General features: G+C 61.5%; 15 protein-coding genes and 1 tRNA gene. 7 read left to right on the top strand and 9 right to left on the bottom strand.

Going from position 1 to position 18,177, the window contains the following annotated elements:
* The first annotated feature begins 118 nt into the window (after positions 1–118).
* The 3 genes from AC6I1V_RS12445 to AC6I1V_RS12435 are packed head-to-tail and all read left to right on the top strand — an operon-like array spanning position 119 to position 2,487.
* Positions 119–550 carry a hypothetical protein gene (locus AC6I1V_RS12445; RefSeq protein ID WP_302552942.1) on the top strand — a complete coding sequence of 144 codons (432 nt, stop codon included), beginning with the start codon at positions 119–121 and terminating at the stop codon, positions 548–550.
* Between the two features lie 24 nt (positions 551–574).
* The gene (locus AC6I1V_RS12440; RefSeq protein ID WP_486854025.1) at positions 575–1,249 is read left to right on the top strand and encodes an ABC transporter ATP-binding protein; all 675 of its coding nucleotides are present in this window, start codon (positions 575–577) and stop codon (positions 1,247–1,249) included.
* Positions 1,246–2,487, top strand: coding sequence for an ABC transporter permease (locus AC6I1V_RS12435; RefSeq protein ID WP_486854024.1), 1,242 nt, complete (start codon positions 1,246–1,248; stop codon positions 2,485–2,487). Before AC6I1V_RS12440 ends, AC6I1V_RS12435 begins: the two co-directional genes overlap by 4 nt.
* A 1,142-nt stretch (positions 2,488–3,629) precedes the next feature.
* Here AC6I1V_RS12435 and AC6I1V_RS12430 read toward each other — a convergent pair.
* The 6 genes from AC6I1V_RS12430 to ileS form a co-directional block, all read right to left on the bottom strand.
* Positions 3,630–3,705: transfer RNA gene (locus AC6I1V_RS12430), tRNA-Ile, on the bottom strand.
* Between the two features lie 9 nt (positions 3,706–3,714).
* Positions 3,715–4,164: an NIL domain-containing protein gene (locus AC6I1V_RS12425; protein WP_486854023.1), complete on the bottom strand. Its 450-nt coding sequence runs from the start codon at positions 4,162–4,164 to the stop codon at positions 3,715–3,717.
* Between the two features lie 8 nt (positions 4,165–4,172).
* Positions 4,173–5,024 carry a tol-pal system protein YbgF gene (ybgF, locus tag AC6I1V_RS12420; RefSeq protein WP_302552938.1) on the bottom strand — a complete coding sequence of 284 codons (852 nt, stop codon included), beginning with the start codon at positions 5,022–5,024 and terminating at the stop codon, positions 4,173–4,175.
* A 63-nt stretch (positions 5,025–5,087) separates the two neighbouring features.
* Positions 5,088–5,288, bottom strand: a complete 201-nt coding sequence (locus AC6I1V_RS12415) for a PLDc N-terminal domain-containing protein (protein ID WP_302552937.1) — start codon at positions 5,286–5,288, stop codon at positions 5,088–5,090.
* Positions 5,285–5,791 (bottom strand): signal peptidase II, encoded by a 507-nt coding sequence (lspA, locus tag AC6I1V_RS12410; protein WP_302552936.1) that lies wholly within the window; start codon positions 5,789–5,791, stop codon positions 5,285–5,287. Before lspA ends, AC6I1V_RS12415 begins: the two co-directional genes overlap by 4 nt.
* On the bottom strand, positions 5,791–8,616 hold the full coding sequence (gene ileS / locus AC6I1V_RS12405; protein ID WP_486854022.1) for an isoleucine--tRNA ligase: 2,826 nt from the start codon (positions 8,614–8,616) through the stop codon (positions 5,791–5,793). Before ileS ends, lspA begins: the two co-directional genes overlap by 1 nt.
* 575 nt (positions 8,617–9,191) lie before the next feature.
* Here ileS and AC6I1V_RS12400 point away from each other — a divergent pair.
* Positions 9,192–9,875: a hypothetical protein gene (locus AC6I1V_RS12400; RefSeq protein ID WP_486854021.1), complete on the top strand. Its 684-nt coding sequence runs from the start codon at positions 9,192–9,194 to the stop codon at positions 9,873–9,875.
* 136 nt (positions 9,876–10,011) lie between these two features.
* Here AC6I1V_RS12400 and clpB read toward each other — a convergent pair whose 3' ends face one another.
* From clpB to AC6I1V_RS12385, 3 genes are all read right to left on the bottom strand, one after another.
* Positions 10,012–12,633: an ATP-dependent chaperone ClpB gene (gene clpB / locus AC6I1V_RS12395; RefSeq protein WP_486854020.1), complete on the bottom strand. Its 2,622-nt coding sequence runs from the start codon at positions 12,631–12,633 to the stop codon at positions 10,012–10,014.
* A 116-nt stretch (positions 12,634–12,749) separates the two neighbouring features.
* Positions 12,750–13,058 carry a chaperone modulator CbpM gene (locus tag AC6I1V_RS12390; protein ID WP_302552932.1) on the bottom strand — a complete coding sequence of 103 codons (309 nt, stop codon included), beginning with the start codon at positions 13,056–13,058 and terminating at the stop codon, positions 12,750–12,752.
* Between the two features lie 45 nt (positions 13,059–13,103).
* A complete protein-coding gene (locus AC6I1V_RS12385) occupies positions 13,104–14,042 on the bottom strand; it encodes a DnaJ C-terminal domain-containing protein (RefSeq protein ID WP_308770745.1) in 939 nt (312 codons plus the stop codon).
* Positions 14,043–14,253: 211 nt separating this feature from the next.
* Between AC6I1V_RS12385 and AC6I1V_RS12380 the strand changes: the two genes are divergently transcribed.
* From AC6I1V_RS12380 to AC6I1V_RS12370, 3 genes are all read left to right on the top strand, one after another.
* Complete coding sequence (locus tag AC6I1V_RS12380; protein ID WP_497737025.1) at positions 14,254–16,869, top strand: dynamin family protein; 2,616 nt, start codon at positions 14,254–14,256, stop codon at positions 16,867–16,869.
* 122 nt (positions 16,870–16,991) lie between these two features.
* The gene (locus AC6I1V_RS12375; protein ID WP_486855050.1) at positions 16,992–17,495 is read left to right on the top strand and encodes a GNAT family N-acetyltransferase; all 504 of its coding nucleotides are present in this window, start codon (positions 16,992–16,994) and stop codon (positions 17,493–17,495) included.
* 17 nt (positions 17,496–17,512) lie between these two features.
* Positions 17,513–17,971 (top strand): CreA family protein, encoded by a 459-nt coding sequence (locus AC6I1V_RS12370; protein WP_302552928.1) that lies wholly within the window; start codon positions 17,513–17,515, stop codon positions 17,969–17,971.
* Positions 17,972–18,177 lie beyond the last annotated feature (206 nt).

Below are 18,177 nucleotides of genomic sequence, written 5' to 3'. Positions count from 1 at the left end.
TTAGCCGTAGGTTTCGCCAAGGGGAAAACTGGAGAAAAAGGCTGCATTTCCACCACACTGTGGGATGAAACAACCGCATACCATGACAGAGCCTTCCCTTTTTCCACAGGAACCACCCATGAAAAGACTGCTCCTCCTCTTCTTTGCCCTGCTCTGCCTGACGGGTACGGCGAAAGCGGCGACGCCGGAACTCTCGTTTGACGAACTCTACAGCGGGGGCGGCGTCCTTGGGCTCCAGTTTTCCGACAAGGTAAAGGGCCTCTCCGGGCAGCGCGTCACGATCAAAGGCTTCATGGCCCCGCCGCTCAAGGCCGAAGCCGCCTTCTTCGTGCTCACACGCGAACCCGTGGCCCTGTGCCCGTTCTGCCAGTCAGACGCGGACTGGCCCGACAACATCCTCGTCGTCTACCTTTCCTCCAACCAGAGCTTCGTCCAGAACAACGCCACCATTGAGGTGGAGGGCGTGCTGGAAATCGGATCGCACCGCGATGCGGATACCGGATTCATCAGCCAGCTCAGGCTGCGGGACGCCCGTTTCCGCAAGCTGTAACCTACGGCAAACCAAGGATCTTGTATGAACGGGCTCGAACTTCAGAACATCCTCCTCACCTTTCCCGAAGGCGGGCAAAGGCGGACGGTTCTTGACATACCGTACCTTAAAGTAACATCCGGCGAACACGTCGGCATCCGGGGCGCATCGGGCTCAGGGAAAAGCTCCCTTCTCAACGTCGTGAGCGGGCTTGTGCTTCCAGACAGGGGAACCGTGCGCTGGGGCGCGACCGTGCCCGGCGCGCTGCCCGAACACCAGCGCGATCGCTGGCGCGGGCAGCATATCGGTTTCGTCTTTCAGGACTTCCAGCTTTTCCCTGAGCTGGAAGCGTTGGAAAACGTGCTCCTGCCCGCCACCTTCACCGGATGGCGCATCCCGGAAGCCTTGATCCGGCGCGGGCGCGGCCTGCTCGAACAAATGCACGTCTGCCCCACCCGGAAAGTGCGGGCGCTGTCGCGTGGGGAAAAGCAGCGGGTCGCCATTGCGCGGGCCGTACTGCTCAAGCCGGGCATCATCCTGGCGGACGAGCCCACGGCAAGCCTTGACGAAGCCAACGCCGGGCAGGTGACCCTGCTGCTCTCCGGGTACGCCCGGACGCTGGGCAGCACGCTCCTCGTCGTGAGCCATGACGATGCCGTACTGGCAAACATGGACCGGGTGCTCGATCTCAACCGGGGTATTATACGGGAGGCGGCATGAATCCGTTGATGCTGATCAAAGGCGAACTGCGCCGCTCCTTCGGGGGCATCCTTGCCCTGTCGCTGGTCCTCGCGCTGTCCCTCAGCCTCGGCGTCGGGGTCAGCATGACCGAACGGGCGGTACGGCAGGGCACGGCGCGGGCGGGCGACGCCTTCGACCTGCTGGTGGGCGCACAGGGCAGCAGCGTGCAGCTCATGCTTGGGGCGGTCTATCTGCGCCCGCAGTCGCTGCCGCTGGTTCCGGGGAACGCGGTTACGGAAATCCTGAAGCAGGAAGGCGTGGCATGGGCCGCGCCGCTGGCCTTCGGCGACCGCTGGAACGCGTCCCCGCTGGTGGGGACGAGCAGGGATATGGTCACGCTCGGCGGCAAACGGACGCTCGCGGAAGGCAGGGCCTTTGCCGCGCAGGACGAAGCCGTGCTCGGCGCGGGCGTCCCCCTACGGCTCGGAGAGGCGTTTTCCCCCATGCACGGGCAGGTTTCCGCATCCCGCAACGAACACGGGCATGTCCGCTACAAGGCCGTGGGCCGCCTGCCGGAAACGGGCACGCCGTGGGACAACGCCATCCTCATCCCCATCGAATCGGTCTGGGCCGTCCACGATGCGCTTCCCGATGCGGGGCATGGGCTGCCCCTCGGACATCTTTTTGAAGGGAAGGGTTCCCCGCTGCCCGGCGTTTCCGCCGTGGTCGTCAAGCCCGAAAGCATCGCCGCCGCCTACCGCCTGCGGGCCTTTTGGCAGACGGCGACCCTCCCGGATGCGGACGGCAGGCCGGTGAACATGCAGGGCGTCTTTACCGGCGAGGTGCTGACCGAGCTGTTCGCCACCCTCGGCGACATGCGCGACATCATGACCGGCATGGCCTATGCCGCGCAGTTCGTGGCCCTGTGCGGGGTCATGCTGGTCGGCGGGATGGCGGTATCCATGCGCAAACGGATGCTCGGCACGCTGCGTGTGCTCGGCGCGCCCCGCGCCTATCTGATGCTCAGCGTCTGGTGCGTGGTCAGCGCCAGCATCGCCGTGGGCGCGCTGGCGGGCCTGCTGTTCGGCTGGGGCCTTTCCGAAGGCGCGGCGCTGCTCATGTTCCGCCAGACCGGGATCATGCTCTCCCCACAACTGACCCTCGCCGAAGGCTCCTTTGCCGCCGCTTCCTTCGCGCTCGGCTCCTTGTGCGCGTTGTTCCCCGCCTGTATGGTCTACCGCAAGACGGGAGCCGTCGCATTGGGGGACGGCGAATAGCTTCCTAAAAGGAACCGATGCAACCATTCCATCGTTTCCACGTTTAAAGGCGGACAGGCTGAATTGGGACGCTCATGGGGCTGTTTCTGTTACCGGGGCATATCGGATGGCTGTGCTATAGAAAATGGTCGATGCTTTTTTCCTTGAAGTTCCACAGGGATAACCGGCAAAATGCCTTAGCCGTGGATCCCGCCAAGGGAAGAATTGGAAAAAAGGCTGTATTTTCCACCACACTGTGGAGATGAAACAACCACATACTATAACAGAACCTATCAGATTCTGCCTCTTTAAAAAGGGGCGTATCCGATGTGTCCTTACTTGCCGGGGAAAGGTGCGGCGGGTTACCCTATATGAAAGGAGGGCTTCCCATGATAAAGCTCACACGAACGGCTGCGGCCTATGCCCTAGGCATCTATTTGGCTACGGGCTGGCGGAGCGGATGGAACCCCGGCGAGTGGCCCTAAAGGGAATGGGGCACGGCGGCGGTGGCTCTTGCGGCTGTACAGGCCCAGCTCGAACGGCAAACGAAACACAGGGGAAGCACGGCAGGGGTAAGGGCCCACGAAACGGCGGGGCGGTTCGGAAACGGGCCGCCTTTTTTGTGGCCTACCCTCCCTGAAAAAGAATTTTTCTGTATCGTCAATCTGAGGCTCGTTTTTGAAAAAGGCTGTGTTATAGAAAATGGTTGATGCTTTTTTCCTTGAAAGTCCAAGATAACCGGAAAAATGTCTTAGCCGTGGATCCCGCCAAGAGGAAAACCGGAGAAAAAGGCTGTATTTTCATCGTACTGTGGAGATGAAGCAACCACAAGCTATAACAGTGCATTGAAAAAACAACCTCTAACCATGTAAAGAGCAAAACGCCTCTCAGGAGGTTCGTGGAGCCTTGGACGGGGTTCATGGGGGCAGTATAGGCGGCGGCTCTGCCTACGGGGTACGAAGGCTGTTCGTATCCTTATGCCGTGGGGATGCCGATACTGTCGCATCCCTTCCGGCGGGCGGGGGTTGTGTGGGGCTACTCCATGCGGGAAACCTTCACTCCCCTTCACCTTCCATACAGAAAAACTTGGGACAGGACTGGGACAGAATGCCCACCCATAAAAAAATGGGTTACGACATGCTTTCGTAACCCATTCATATATTTGGTGGACCCACTAGGACTTGAACCTAGGACGGACCGGTTATGAGCCGGTGGCTCTACCAACTGAGCTATAGGTCCTCAGGGGCGTCATTCGGTCAGAACACCCTCTTCAGGAGCGTCCATCCGCATGGCCCCAACGGGGCAAATACGGATGCAGCGCGCACATACTGTACACTTTTCCTTGTCGAATGCAAGAAGGCGCGTTTTGACGTCCACGGTCAGCGCGGAGGACGGGCACAAAGCCGTACACATGCCGCATTGCATGCACTTGTCCTCATTATGCCGGATCCTCTGCGCCACGGGCGAAACCAGCACACCCTTTTCCCGCAGGTAACTGATCCCCTTGTCGCAGGCATCGCGTGAACCCGACAGTTCAAGAGTCAAAAAACCTTCCTGCCGCGGCGTGATCTGGGCCGTGCTGATGTTGAAATCAAGGTCAAACAGCCGGGTCAGGTTGCAGACCAGCGGCGCCCCCGAAATGGCCGGGGGAAACGTCAGATGCACGTTGCTGCGGTAGGGCTTGGCTTCCTGGCTCATGGCGCTTCCTACATCTTGTGGTCTTTCATGAGCTGTGCGGCGCGGGTCGCTTCAGGCGACTTGGGGAACTTCTTGACGAGTTCCTGCAAACGGACTTTGGCGGCGTCCTTCTTCCCGGCCTTGATGAAGCACATCCCCTGCTTCAGGTACGCGGAAGCGGCCTTCCCGCTCGAACCATACTTGGAGATGACCTGTTCGTAATCCAGTGCGGCGGCCGGGAAATTCCCAAGCTGGTAGTTGCACTCGCCGCGCCAGAACCACGCGTTGGAAATAAGCCTGTGCTTGGCGTAGGTGTCCGTGAAGTCCGAGAAGGACTTGAGGGCCTGCTTATAATTGCGGGCGTTGAACGACTGCACGCCGTTGTCATAGAGGGCTTTGGCGATGTCGCTCTGCGCCTGCGTCTGCGGGGCGGCCTGCTGGGGGGCGGGAGCGGCCTGCTGGGGCTGCATGGCAGGCGCGGCGGTGGCGTCGGCCATGCCGGGCGTGGCGGGAAGCGTTCCGGGATCGCCCGGAGCGGCGGCCACGGGCAGTTCCATGCCGAACTGCGTGGCGATGGCCTGCAGCGCGGCCTCATGGTTGTTTACGCGCTGGGCGAGGCCGGGAAGCCCGCCAGCAGCGGCCGTAGCGTTGTTGAAGTCGTCGATCTGCCCTTTCACGGCGCTCATCTCCTGACGCAGGGACTGAACCTGCGCCCACGTGTCCGCCTGTGCGGGCTGCACGCCGGAAAGTTGGCTGCTCAAAAGGCGGATCTGCTGCTCCTGCTGGTTCAGGCGCATCTGCATGGCGTCCATCTGGCTATTGACGCAGCCGGTCAGAACGAGCGATCCCAAAAGCAGTGGAAAGATATACGGCTTTTTCATCGTATTACCCTAAAAGAAAGGATTTGGACAATAAAGATACGCCCTTTGCCAAGAGAACTCAAGTCAGCGGGCGCGCCGCCAGCCGAACAACACATAGGCCACGCCGCCGAAGACGGGAACAAACACGCAGGCGAGCATCCACAGCACCCGCTCAAGCGGCGTTTCAAAGGTATGGCTGAAGGCGTGCCAGATACCCCATAAATTCAGCAGCGCGGGCAGAAACAACAGCGCGATCTGCCACCATTCAAGCGAAAACAGGCTCACGACGCCCTCCCTGACGGGCCTTTCAGCCACATGCTGAGGCAAACGAGCAGCGCGCCGCAACAGATGGCGATGTCCGCCACGTTGAACGCGGGCCAATGCCATTGGCCGACATAAAAATCCAGAAAATCCACAACGGCGCGGAACCGGATGCGGTCCACAAGGTTGCCCACGGCCCCGCCGAGCACCATGCCGAGCCCCCAGAACAGCAGCTTTTCGCCGCGATGGGCCGAACGCGCGAGCATGAATATCACGCCCGCCGAAACCAGCGTGGCCGCGAAGAACAGCCAAAACTGCCATTCGATGTCGGATCGGTTGAGGAAGCCGAACGCGGCCCCGCGGTTGCGGATATTCACCAAATCAAAGAAGCCGGGGATGACCGTCACCGCCCCATAATAGGGCAGTGACGCCATCACCCACAACTTGGTCAGCTGGTCGAGCACAAGCGCGCCGACGCCGACGCCCAAAACAACCCTGTAACGGGTATCCTTGCCCGGCTCTGCCACTACGCGAGTTCCTTCATAACGGCGGCGCAGCGCGGGCACAGCGTCGGGTGTTCGGGATCGGAGCCGAGCCCGTCGCTGTAAATCCAGCAGCGCTCGCACTTCTCGCCAACGGCCTTTGCCACGCCCACGGCCAGCTTGCCGCATTCGGCAATGTCGGCCTGAGCGAGATCGGCGGGCGCGTCGGCAAGCGGAGCCAGATGGAGCTGGGACACGATGCACACGGCGCGCAGATCCATGCCGATGCCGCCGAGCACTTCCAGCAGCTCCGGCGAGGCGTACAGGGTCACGGCGGTGTCCAGCGCGTGGCCCACGGTTCCGGCCTTGCGGAGCGGCTCGATGGCGCGGGTCACTTCGGTACGCGCGGCGAGCACGGCCTCCCAGCGCCTGCGGGCGGCATCGTCCAGCAGGAAGGCATCCGCATCCATGAGCTGGAAGGCGAACACGCTCTTCGCGCCAGGATGCAGGGCTTCGGGGATGTGGCGGAACACTTCCTCAGCCGTGAAGCTCAGGACCGGGGCCATGTCCTGCACGAGCATCAGCAGGATGTGGTACAGCGCGGTCTGGGCGGAACGGCGGGCGCGGCTCGCGGGCGCGGAGGAATACAGGCGATCCTTGAGGATGTCCAGATAGAACGCGGACAAATCCGTGGAGCACAGGTTGTGCAGGGAATGGAAGACCTTATGGAATTCATAGTCCCGGTAGGCGTCCTGTACGCGCTGATGCGTGCGCGCGGCGACGTCGAGGGCATAGCGATCCAGCGGGTCCATGTCCTTCACGTCCACAAGGTCGGCCTTCGTCATGTCGTTCAGGTTGCCGAGCAGATAGCGGCAGGTGTTGCGGATGCGGCGGTAGGCGTCCACAAGGCGGTTCACGATTTCCACCGAAATGCGCACGTCCTCGCGGTAATCCACGGAAGACACCCACATGCGGATGATTTCCGCGCCGTGCTTGCTGATGATCTCGTCAAGCTCAATGCCGTTGCCGAGGGACTTGGACATCTTGCGGCCCTCGCCGTCAACCACGTAGCCGTGCGTGAGCACCGCCTTGTAGGGCGGAACGCCGCGCGTGCCGATGGAAGCGAGCAGCGAGGAGTGGAACCAGCCGCGGTGCTGATCCGATCCCTCAAGGTAGAGGTCGGCGGGGAAGCCCAGTTCGGGGCGCTTTTCGAGCACCGCCGCGAAGCTCGTCCCGGAGTCGAACCACACGTCGAGGATGTCGGATTCGCGCTTCCAGTGTTGGCCGCCGCACTTGGGGCACTTCAACCCTTCGGGCACGATGTCCTTCATGTCGGCTTCATACCAGTAGTCGCAGCCGGTGGGATGCTTGGCGAACCGGGCGGCGATGTCGCGCATCCATTGGGGATCGTTCCAAGCCTCGCCGCAGTCCTCGCACAGCAGGGCCAGAATCGGCACGCCCCACAGACGCTGGCGGGAAACGCACCAGTCGGGGCGCTGTTCGATCATGTTGTAGATGCGTTCCTCGCCCCAGCCCGGAATCCATTCCACATCGTTGCGGATGGCCTTCAACGCCTTCTGGCGCAGCCCGTTGGCGTCCATGCTCACGAACCACTGGGTCGTGGCGCGGAAGATGACGGGATTTTTGCAGCGCCAGCAATGCGGATAGGAGTGCGTGATGTCGGCCTGCCCCATCAGGTTGCCGACTTCCTTGAGCTTCTCAATGACGTTGGGGTTGGCCTTCTGCACCTGCAGCCCGGCGAAAAACTCCACGCTGTCGAGGTATTCGCCGCGATCGTTGAGCGGGGAATAGATGTCGATGCCGTACTGGAGGCAGACTTCGTAGTCCTCGCGGCCGTGTCCGGGAGCGGTATGGACGCAGCCGGTGCCGGCGTCGAGCGTCACATGGCCGCCGAGGATCAGCAGAGACTCGCGGTCGTAGAACGGATGACGGGCCTTGATGCGTTCAAGCTGCTTCCCGGCGGCGATCCCCACGGTCTTTACGCCGTCCATGTCCCAGCCGCACGCCTTGGCGACGCTTTCGACGAGTTCCGTGGCGAGCACGTACTGGCTGCCTTCGTATTCGACCAGCGAATATTCAAATTCAGGATGCAGCGCCACAGCCATATTGCTCGGCAAAGTCCACGGGGTCGTCGTCCAGATGATTACATAGGCGCGGGACGGATCGGCTTTCTCAAAAACCGTCTTGAGCTTGTCGTCGGCCAGCGGAAAACGGACGTAAATGGACGGCGACTTGTGGTCGGCATACTCCACTTCGGCCTCGGCAAGCGCCGTCTGGCAGGAACAGCACCAGTAAATGGGCTTCTTGCTGCGGACAACATTGCCCTTTTCCACGAAATTCGCCAGCTCGGCAGCCGTGGCGGACTCGTATTCGGGGAGCATGGTCTTGTAGGGATGATCCCAGTCGCCGAGCACGCCAAGGCGCTTGAATTCCTTGCGCTGGATATCGACGAACTTGTCCGCGTACTGGCGGCAGCGGCGGCGCACCGCATAGGGAGGCATTTCCTTTTTCTTTTCGCCAAGCTCGTGCTCAACCTTCAATTCGATGGGCAGGCCGTGGCAGTCCCAGCCGGGCACATACACGGACTGCTGCCCCTGAATGTTGCGGGACTTGATGGTGATGTCCTTGAGGATCTTGTTCAGGGCATGGCCGAGATGCAGATGGCCGTTGGCGTAGGGCGGGCCGTCGTGCAGGCGAAAAGAGCCCCGGCTGCCCGAAGCTTCCAGCATGGCTCCGTAAATATTGTTCTCTTCCCACCAGCGCAGCATTTCGGGCTCACGCTGGGTGAGATTGGCTTTCATGGGGAAGGATGTATTGGGAAGATTCAGGCTCTTTTTGTAATCGCTCATGGACAGGCTCCTTATATATCCACACCAAAGTGTAATCGAAAAATTGTGCTTCAAGGCTGCGCGGTTGTCAAGAAAGAACGAAGGGAAAACGCCGCCCTCCCCGCCCGATTGCCATAGGCATGGGAGGATGATAGAGGGGAGGGGACGTAAGGGGCGAAAGCCGTCCCAAGGACGGCTCCCCGTGGCCCCGCCCGGCCTCGCATGATGTTTCGGCTGCGTGATGCGGATACCCGCCTGCGGCCCCGCCGCGCCATGCGTGACGCTTCCGCATCAGGGAAAAGCTGCCCAAACCGGTATGCCCCCGCGCAGGCGGCGTCAAACGAGGAAAGACGTGGCGGAAGAGAGAGAAAGAAAGAAAGAAAGAAAGAAAGAAAGAAAGAAATGTCCCCCCGCAGGCGGCGTCAAATGTTCGCCCAGATGATGCCCTGCGCGGCTTCGCGCCCCGTCCAGCGTAGGCAGCCAAGGCATCCCCACAGCATACCTAGCCCCCCGGAACAAAACCCCGCCCAAGACGGGATTACGGGGGCTGCCAAGGCTCCACAACGCGGCAACGCCGCATCCCCCGGAGGCCATCCATGACCTTTCCCCGGCCCTGCCTGTACGCCCTGCTTGCGGCGTGCCTTCTGCTCCCCGGCTGCGCCGCCAACCAGTACGCCATAAAAATCAATGCCGTCACCAACGGCGACATCCAAACCGGCATCGGGGACGTTTACTATATCATGGCGGTCAAGGGCCAAGAGGACGATCTCGTCTTTCTGGAGCTCAAGCGGAACCTTGAAAGCGCCCTGCCCGAAGCGGGCCTGAAGGTGACCAGAAGCCTCCCCCACGCCACGGCGGTGCTTTTCGCGGGATACAAGAGCCGAACGGTCGCCCGGCAGACGACCGTTTCCGAGCCCGTCTACGGCGTGACGCGGGTCGAAACCAGAGGTACGGGGGAATATGCCAACACGTTGACGGGGAAAACCGGCAGGACATCCGTTTCAACCCCTACCTACGGCGTTACGGGCTACAAGAACACCCAGAAGGAAGTGGCCCAAAACAAGATCGTCCTGCTGCTTGCCGCCGATTCCCTGAAAACGAAGAAAAAAATGTGGGAAACGATCGTCACCTATACCGGGGACTCGTTTGACAACCGCAAAATGCTGGGCGTGATGGTCACGGGCGCCAAGGAGTACCTCGCCCAAACCACCCCCGGCGACACATGGCTGGAAGTCAGCGAATCCGACGACGGCATACTCAGCATCAAGGAAAAGCAGTAACGGTTCCCGCCCGCTGGACATCTTACCTATACGGGGACAATGGAAAAGGCTCTGGCATGGAATGCGGTTGCTTCATTCCATGACAGAGCCTAAAAAAGGGCGGAAAGCGCCTCCGCCTTCCGCCCTTTTCCGAACCTTATTGCAATGGCTGCACGGTATCGTCCGACTTCACGCCGAAGGTCAAACCGTCTTCGGCGGCATCAATGACCACCCGCTGATCGTCGCGCACCTGCCCGCCGATGATGAACTTGGCGAGCGGCGTTTCAACGTGGGACTGCAAGTACCGCTTGAGCGGGCGGGCCCCATAGTGCGGATCATAGGCGGCATCCCCGATGAACTCGTGGGCGGCCTCGGTCAGTTCCAGCGTAATCTTGCGCTCCTCAAGCCGCTTCTGGAGCCGACGCAACTGGAGGTCGATGATCTGGCCGATCTGTTCGGGGAGCAGCGGCTTGAACAGCACCGTCTCGTCCACGCGGTTCAGGAACTCAGGCTTGAAGTGCTGGCGCAGTTCGCCCATGACTTCCGTATACACGTCCGAGGCGAACGAGCCGTCCGGATTGATGCCGTCGAGCATCTTGTACGAGCCGATGTTCGAGGTCATGATCACGATGGTGTTGCGGAAGTCCACCGTACGGCCCTGGCTGTCGGTCAGCCTGCCGTCGTCGAGAAGCTGCAGCAGGGTGTTGAACACGTCCGGATGCGCCTTTTCGATTTCGTCGAACAGGATGACGCTGTAGGGCTTGCGGCGCACGGCTTCGGTCAGCTGGCCGCCTTCGTCGTAGCCCACATAGCCGGGAGGCGCGCCGATGAGCCGCGCCACGGAATGCTTTTCCATGTATTCGCTCATGTCGAGGCGCACGATGTTCTCTTCGCTGTCAAAGAGCGCTTCGGCCAGCGCCTTGCACAGCTCCGTCTTGCCCACACCCGTGGGGCCGAGGAAAATGAACGAACCCTGCGGGCGCGAAGGGTCGGACAGCCCGGCCCGCGTACGCAGCACGGCGTCGGCCACGGCCTGCACGGCCTCATCCTGCCCGATCACGCGCTCATGGAGCTTGTCAGGCAGATGGATGAGCTTGTCGCGTTCGGACTGAAGCAGCCGCGTGACCGGAATGCCGGTCCAGCGGGCCACGATGTCCGCCACATCGTCGGGGCGCACTTCCTGCTTGAGCAGGCGCGGCGCTTCCTGACCGTTTTCGGCTTCGTGGAGACGCTTTTCCAGCTCAGGCAGCTTCGCATACTTGAGTTCGGACGCCGTCTGCAAATCGCCGCGGCGGGTCGCGTCCTCAATGGCGAGGCGCGTCTGTTCGATCTCGCCCTTGAGATCGCGCACGACGTTGATGACGCCCTTCTCATTTTCCCACTGGCCCTTGAGCTCGGCCTGCGTCATCTGAAGGTTGCGGAGTTCGTTTTCCAGCTTCTCCAGACGCTCGCGGGACGCGTCGTCGGTTTCCTTGCGCAGGGCCTCGCGCTCGATTTCGAGCTGCATGACCTTACGGTTGGCTTCGTCCAGTTCCGTGGGCAGCGAATCGATTTCGGTACGGATCATGGCGGCGGCTTCGTCGATCAGGTCGATGGCCTTGTCGGGAAGCTGGCGGTCGGTGATGTACCGGTTGGACAGCACCACCGCCTCCACAATGGAGGAGTCGCTGATGCGCACGCCGTGGTGCACCTCAAACCGTTCCTTCAAGCCGCGCAGGATGGAAATGGTGTCCTCCACGGAGGGCTCCTCCACCAGCACGGTCTGGAAACGCCGCTCCAGCGCCGGATCCTTTTCGATGTACTTGCGGTACTCGTCAAGGGTCGTCGCGCCGATGCAGTGCAACTCGCCGCGAGCCAGAAGCGGCTTCAGCAGGTTGCCCGCGTCCATCGCGCCGTCGGTCTTGCCCGCGCCCACGATGGTGTGCAGCTCGTCGATGAACAGGATGATCTGCCCTTCGGATTTCTGCACTTCGGACAGCACGGCCTTGAGCCGTTCCTCAAATTCGCCGCGGTACTTGGCGCCCGCGATGAGCGCGCCCATGTCCAGCGCGAAAATGGTCTTGTTCTTGAGCCCTTCCGGGACGTCGCCCTTGACGATGCGGTAGGCGAGGCCCTCCGCGATGGCGGTCTTGCCCACGCCCGCCTCACCGATGAGCACGGGATTGTTCTTCGTGCGGCGCGACAGGATGCGGATGACGCGGCGGATTTCCGCGTCACGGCCGATCACCGGGTCGAGCTTGCCCTTGCTGGCGGCTTCGACGAGGTTGCGCCCGTACTTGCTGAGCGCCTCATAGCTCTCTTCAGGGTTGGCGGAAGTCACGCGGTGCGGGCCGCGGACAGCCATCATCGTCTCGGTGAACTTCTCGGCGGACAAGCCGGCATCCGCCGCGACCTGACCAAGCCCTGTGGAGGCGGGTTCGCGCAGCAGTTCGGCAAAAATATGCTCCACGCTGACGTACTCGTCACGCAGACGCTTGGCGAGGGCCTCGGCGTTGGCGATAGCCTTGGCGACCCGCTGCGAAATCGTGATCGTGCCCATTTCCGCGCCCGGCCCGCGCACGGAGGGGCGTTTTTTCAGCACCGCCTCCAGCGCCGTGACCAGCGCCTTGGGGGCGACGCCGACGCGCTCCAGAACGCGGGGGACAAAGCCGTCTTCCTGATTCACCAGAGCGAACGCCAAATGCTCGGCGTCCACTTCCTGATGACCGTACTGGGCGGCAAGCCCCTGCGCCGTGGTCAGCGCTTCACGGGATTTTTCGGTAAATCTGTTGATATCCATAATGGTTCACCTCTATTGCGTTGTAGCGCAGCAGCGGCGCCCGAGACAAAATGACCGAACGCAACACAACTGCAAAAGTGATATCACTATCGCTTTCTCTCTAACAATAAGGCGTACTAACGATCTGTCAACTCACGAATACGCAACTCTAACGTTGCGATACGGTCCAGCAGGTCCATTACTATGGAGCCGCCGAGCGTGTGTAGTTCAAAATCGCTGCACAGCCGCTCAAGCTTGCGGATACGGTATACGTCATCCTGCCGGAACAACAATGCCGACTCCGCCGTACGCGTGGGTTTGAGCCACCCGATGTCCATCAATTCGGAAAGGCGGTCCGGGGTCGTCCCGGTCAGTTCCAGAAATTCGCCCCAGACGATAAGGGTCGAGCGGCTCGGCACGTCCTTTGTATTCTGCAAAAGTTCCATACGATCATCTCCCCTGACATTGTCCTTCAAAAACGGAACGCGGCGTTATTTTTCCGCCGCAAGGGCTTCCCACAGTTCACGCTGCTTCGGCGTGAGATCCTTCGGCGCGTCGATGCCGACCCGCACATACAGATCGCCGCGCGACTTCGCCGGGCCAAGGCCCTTGCCGCGCAGACGCATCTTCTTCCCGCTTCCGGTCCCGGCGGGAATGGAAAGCTCGACGTTCCCGTCAAGGGTGGGGACTTTGACCTTCGCCCCAAGCACGGCTTCCCACGGTGCAATCCGCACCTCGTAGATGAGATCCGTGCCGTCGACATGGAACAACGAATGCGGCGCGAAACGTATCCGCAGATACAGATCGCCCTTCGGCCCGCCGTTGGGCGAATCATAGCCCTGCCCGGCAAGGCGGAGCTTGGCGCCGTCCTTCACCCCGGCGGGGATATTCACTTTCAGGGTCTTGGTGCCGTCCCCGCCCTCAAGCGTAAGGCTGCGCTCACCGCCCTTCACGGCGTCCTCAAGCGTGATGGAAATATCGGCCTCAATGTCGCGGCCCCGCTGCGGACGCGAGGCATAGCCGCCGAACGGGCCGCCGGCGCTCCCCCCCTGACGGCTGCCGAACAGGGTTTCAAAAAAGTCGCTGAACCCGGAGCCGTCAAAGCCTTGGCCGCCGAATTCCTGCCCGTTGAACGTAAAGCGCGTACCGCCGCCGTAGGGGTTGCCCCCGCCGAACGGATTGCCGCCGAACTGCTGGCCCTGCTGCCAGTTGGGGCCGAGCTGGTCATACATCTTCCGCTTCTGCTCGTCTTTGAGAACTTCGTACGCCTCGTTTATTTCCTTGAACTTTTCCTCGGACTCCTTGTTTCCGGGGTTGAGATCCGGGTGGTACTTGCGGGCGAGCTTCTTGAAGGCTTTTGCGATTTCATCCTTGGAAGCTTCGCGCCCCACACCCAATATTTTGTAATAATCCTTATATTCAACACTCATAGTTTAGCCTCCTCATGGACACGCCTGTCTGTGCGCGCAAGGCCGCCTTCACTCTTCACGCAGCCTTAACTGATCATATGTAAAGCTGATCCCATTCCAGTCAAGACGATGAGAACCCCGCGGGGCCCCCTCCCAACCATTGAAAAAAAAAGGCGTTGCGGCTAGGTACAAAAGGTACGGGCCGTTTACCGACCAGCAAAGGAGCCTCCCCATGCCCTCCCGTCCCACCTCAGCCTCCATGCTGTCCATGCTCCCCCAACCCATCCAGCCGATCCCCGGCGACTCCTTCAACGACCGCATCCTGCTGCTGCTCGCGGCGGTCGCCACGACGGACGACATGCTCACCTACCGGGAATACCAGCTTGTGCAGGAGGCGGCGCAGGCCATTTTCGGGGAACGCGCCCTCCATGCCGAGCTGCAAGCCAAACTCCACTACGCGCTCCTGAACCCGCCGTCCGATCCCGCCGACATCGCCCGCGACATGGCGAACCAGGCCGACGCGCAAAAGGTTTCCTCCACATTCGTGGACACCATGCTGAAAGCGCTCTCCCGCATCGGGGGGCAGGAGGAGCGGATCGACGAAAAAGCGCGGTCGCTCGTCAACGACATCGAATGGGCCTTCCGCAAGTCCCGCCTCGAACGCAGCGCGGGCCGGGGCATCGGCTTCGGGCTCAACGTCGGGGAAAGCCTCGGCGGGCTCTGCCGCAAGGCGGCCAACGTCCTGCCTTCCCGGAAGGAAATCGCGGGCTGGTTCGCGCCCGAAACAAGCCAGTTCAATGCCGACATGGAGCGTTCCGCCAATTCGCTTGACCGCATCGCGTGGACGCTCGACGACATGGACCTGCGCGAAGAGCTGTATATTTTCCGCAAGATGCTGCGCCGCCAGCCGTTCAAGATCGTCATCGTGGGCGAACGCAAACGCGGCAAAAGCTCGCTCATCAACGCGATCATCGGACAGGAGCTGTCCCCGGTGCGCGAGTCCACGCCGGAAACCGCCACCGTGGTGGAATTCAAATACGCCCACGCCCCGGACTACAGCGTGCGGTTCCTCGACTCCAGCCAGTTCGCCCGGCTTGAGGACTATCTCGAAAACGAGCAGGACAACCTGCTGCTCACCCGCAAAATCGAACACATCCGCAAGGGGGTGTCCGACGGCACGTTCATCCCCGGCAAGCTGCTTTCGGGCATCACCTGCTGGGACGACCTGTCCGACTACATCAGCCTTGAGGGGAGTTTCTCAGGATTCGTGGCCCGCGTCAGCGTGGGGCTGCCCCTGGACACGCTCCGGGCGGGCGTCGTGCTCGTGGACACGCCCGGCCTCAATGATACCGATCAGTTTCATGACTATCTTTCCTACGAGGAAAGCCTTGAGGCGGACTGCGTCATCTTCGTCATGGACGCCCGCGATCCGGGATCCCATTCCGAACTGTCCCTGCTCCGCAAGCTGGCCCGCAGCGGGCGCACGGTCAGCATCATCGGCGTGCTGACCAACATCGACCGCCTGAACAGCGCCGCCAGCCTCGAAGCGGCCCGCGAACAGGCGCGCACCGTGCTGCGCGAAGCCTGCCGGAGTTCCGGCCATGTGGAACTCGCCGGGATCGTGGCCCTCAATACCCGGCAAGCCGTCGAGGAGCGCTGCCGGGAAGGTTCCGCCCTCTCGGAAACGCTGTCCAAGGTGTCGCGCTCCGTGTCCGGTTGCGGGGAGCTTGAGCAGCTCCTTGCCCTCCTGCGGGAAATCATGGACAGGGACGCGGGCAAGGAGGCATACCGCCGAAAAATCGCGGAAGCCTACTCCCGGATCGCCGACTCCGCCCGCGAACGGCTCCGCCAGCATGTGCAGGAATACCGCGAATCCCTGCCGAACCCGGAACTGCTCGGTATGCTGGACGCGCACGCCAAACAGCTTTCCGCCTCCGCCCTCTCCTCACTGGAGCAGGCCCGGCAGGTCGTGAACGCCGCCGCCAAGGACTTGGACGCATGGGACGAATCCACGGAGAAGGCGCTGAACAAGTTCCATGAAACGCTGGTGCTGCGGCTCATGGACGCCGTGAACCGCAAAGTGGCGGATCTCGGACACCAGTTCGCCAGGGATTCCGTCTGGAGGGAATTCGACGCCACCGAAGCACGGGCCATTGCCCGGCGCGCCGTGGACGAGTTCCTCGACGAGCAGCGCGGCATCCTCCACACGTGGGAAGACAAGCTCCGCCTCTTTTCCGCACGCATGGACGAATTTTCGCAGGAATGCCTTGCCCGCCTGAGCTCCAACATCGACGGCCTGCAAGACGATCCGGGCGAAGTGGACGGCGGCTCCTCGACGGCCACGCACTTCCTCGTACAGACGCACCGGCACATGAAGAACCTCGCGGTATTCACGACCGGGCTCACCGTGGGCCGGCTCACCGCGCTTGGGCCGATCTCGATACTTGTTACCGCAGGCAACATTATCGCGCTGGCGGCGGCGAGCCCCCTCGCGGCGGCCGTCTTCGCGGCCGTGGCCGGGACTGCGGGACTGCTCTACCACCTCGGCCGCGAGGACAAGCGCAAGGCCGCCTTCCTCGACAAACGCCGCCGCGAAGCCGAAGAATACGCCGAGCGGGTATGCGACGCACTCCGGCAGGAACTCGCCGTGGTCAGGGAAGATCTGGGCAAGGCGTATGAATTCGAGGTCAAGCGCGGCTTCGCCCCCGCTCTGGAAAGCCTGTTCCACCAGTCCGTGCATCTGCGCCTGTTCCTTGACGTGATGCAAAAAATCCGCAGCGACGTTTCCCGCTACGACGCGCATGTCCAGAAGCAACTGGAACAGCTCGGCGGCGTGCTAGAACGCTGAACCAAGCCCCCAGCCGAGCAGGTTTCATTTCAACCTATTAAAATAATCTATTTACAAAAACAGCTAGGTTCCGTCCGGCCTATCTCCCCAACCCCGAACATCCAGCCCTCCAGAGGCTTGCCATGACCATCAGACAAGCAGCGCCCCAAGACTTCGACGCCATCTATTCCCTTGTCAAAACGGCATTCCAGACCGCGAAAGTCTCCGACGGCGGCGAACAGGATTTCGTCCTCAAACTCCGTAAGGGGCGCTACATCCCCGAACTGGAGCTTGTCGCCGAAGAGGATGGCGTACTCATCGGTCACATCATGCTGACCGGGGCGTCCATCCGTGAAAACGGCGGCTGCTTCGATACGCTGATCCTCGCCCCCCTATCCGTGGCGCTCGAATGGCGCGCCAAGGGCATCGGAGCGGCCCTCGTCCGCGAGGCCCTCGCCAAGGCCGCCGTACTGGGGCACTCGTCCGCCGTGCTCATCGGCGATCCGGCCTACTACAACCGGTTCGGATTCCATTCAGCCGCATCCATCTCCTATCCCGGCGTTCCCAAAGAATATACGCTTGCCTGTGAGCTCATGCCCGGCGCGTTGCGCAACATTTCGGGTTCCATCACCCTCCCTGATTGCTAACCCCTAAAGGAGAAACCATGCTCAAGCCATACGCCAGCCTTGCCCTGCTCTGTTCCCTGCTCCTCCCGTCCTTCGCCTACGCCGACGATTCCGATGTGGGCTGCGTCACCACGGAATGGAAACTGCTCGGAGCCAATCACAAAGTCTGCGTTTCGGCCTTCAACGATCCCGACATTCCGGGAGTGGCCTGCTACATCAGCCAAGCCAAAACCGGCGGTGTTTCCGGTTCGCTTGGGCTTGCCGAAGATCCGTCCAACTTCGCCATTTCGTGCAGTCAGGTCGGCCCTATCGAAATCCCCGCCAAGCTCCCCAAGCAGGCCAACGTGTTCCGTGAATCGACCTCAGTCTTTTTCAAGGCCACCCGCGTCACCCGCATCTGGGATGCCAAGCGCAACACGCTCGTCTATCTCGCGGTCAGCCGCCGCCTCGTAGACGGCTCGCCCTTCAACGCGATCTCCACGGTTCCTGTGAAGTAATAAGGGAAGAGAGAGAGAGAGAGAGAGAGAGAGAAGAAATGTGGGGGAGGGGAACCTTTCTGGAGAAAGGTTCCCCTCCCCCACACCCCCTCCCTTCCCAAGACTTTCGACCTTATCGAATCCCTCATAGCGGCTTTCCCGGACGGTAAAAAAGCCTTCCCAAGAACAGGGAAGGCTTTTCTTTTTGAGGGCATCCACTTTTGGCT

This window comes from Bilophila sp. T19-St14 (genome assembly GCF_059728385.1).
The sequence above is the reverse complement of the archived record's forward strand: the minus strand, read 5'-3'. Positions and strand labels throughout refer to the sequence as shown.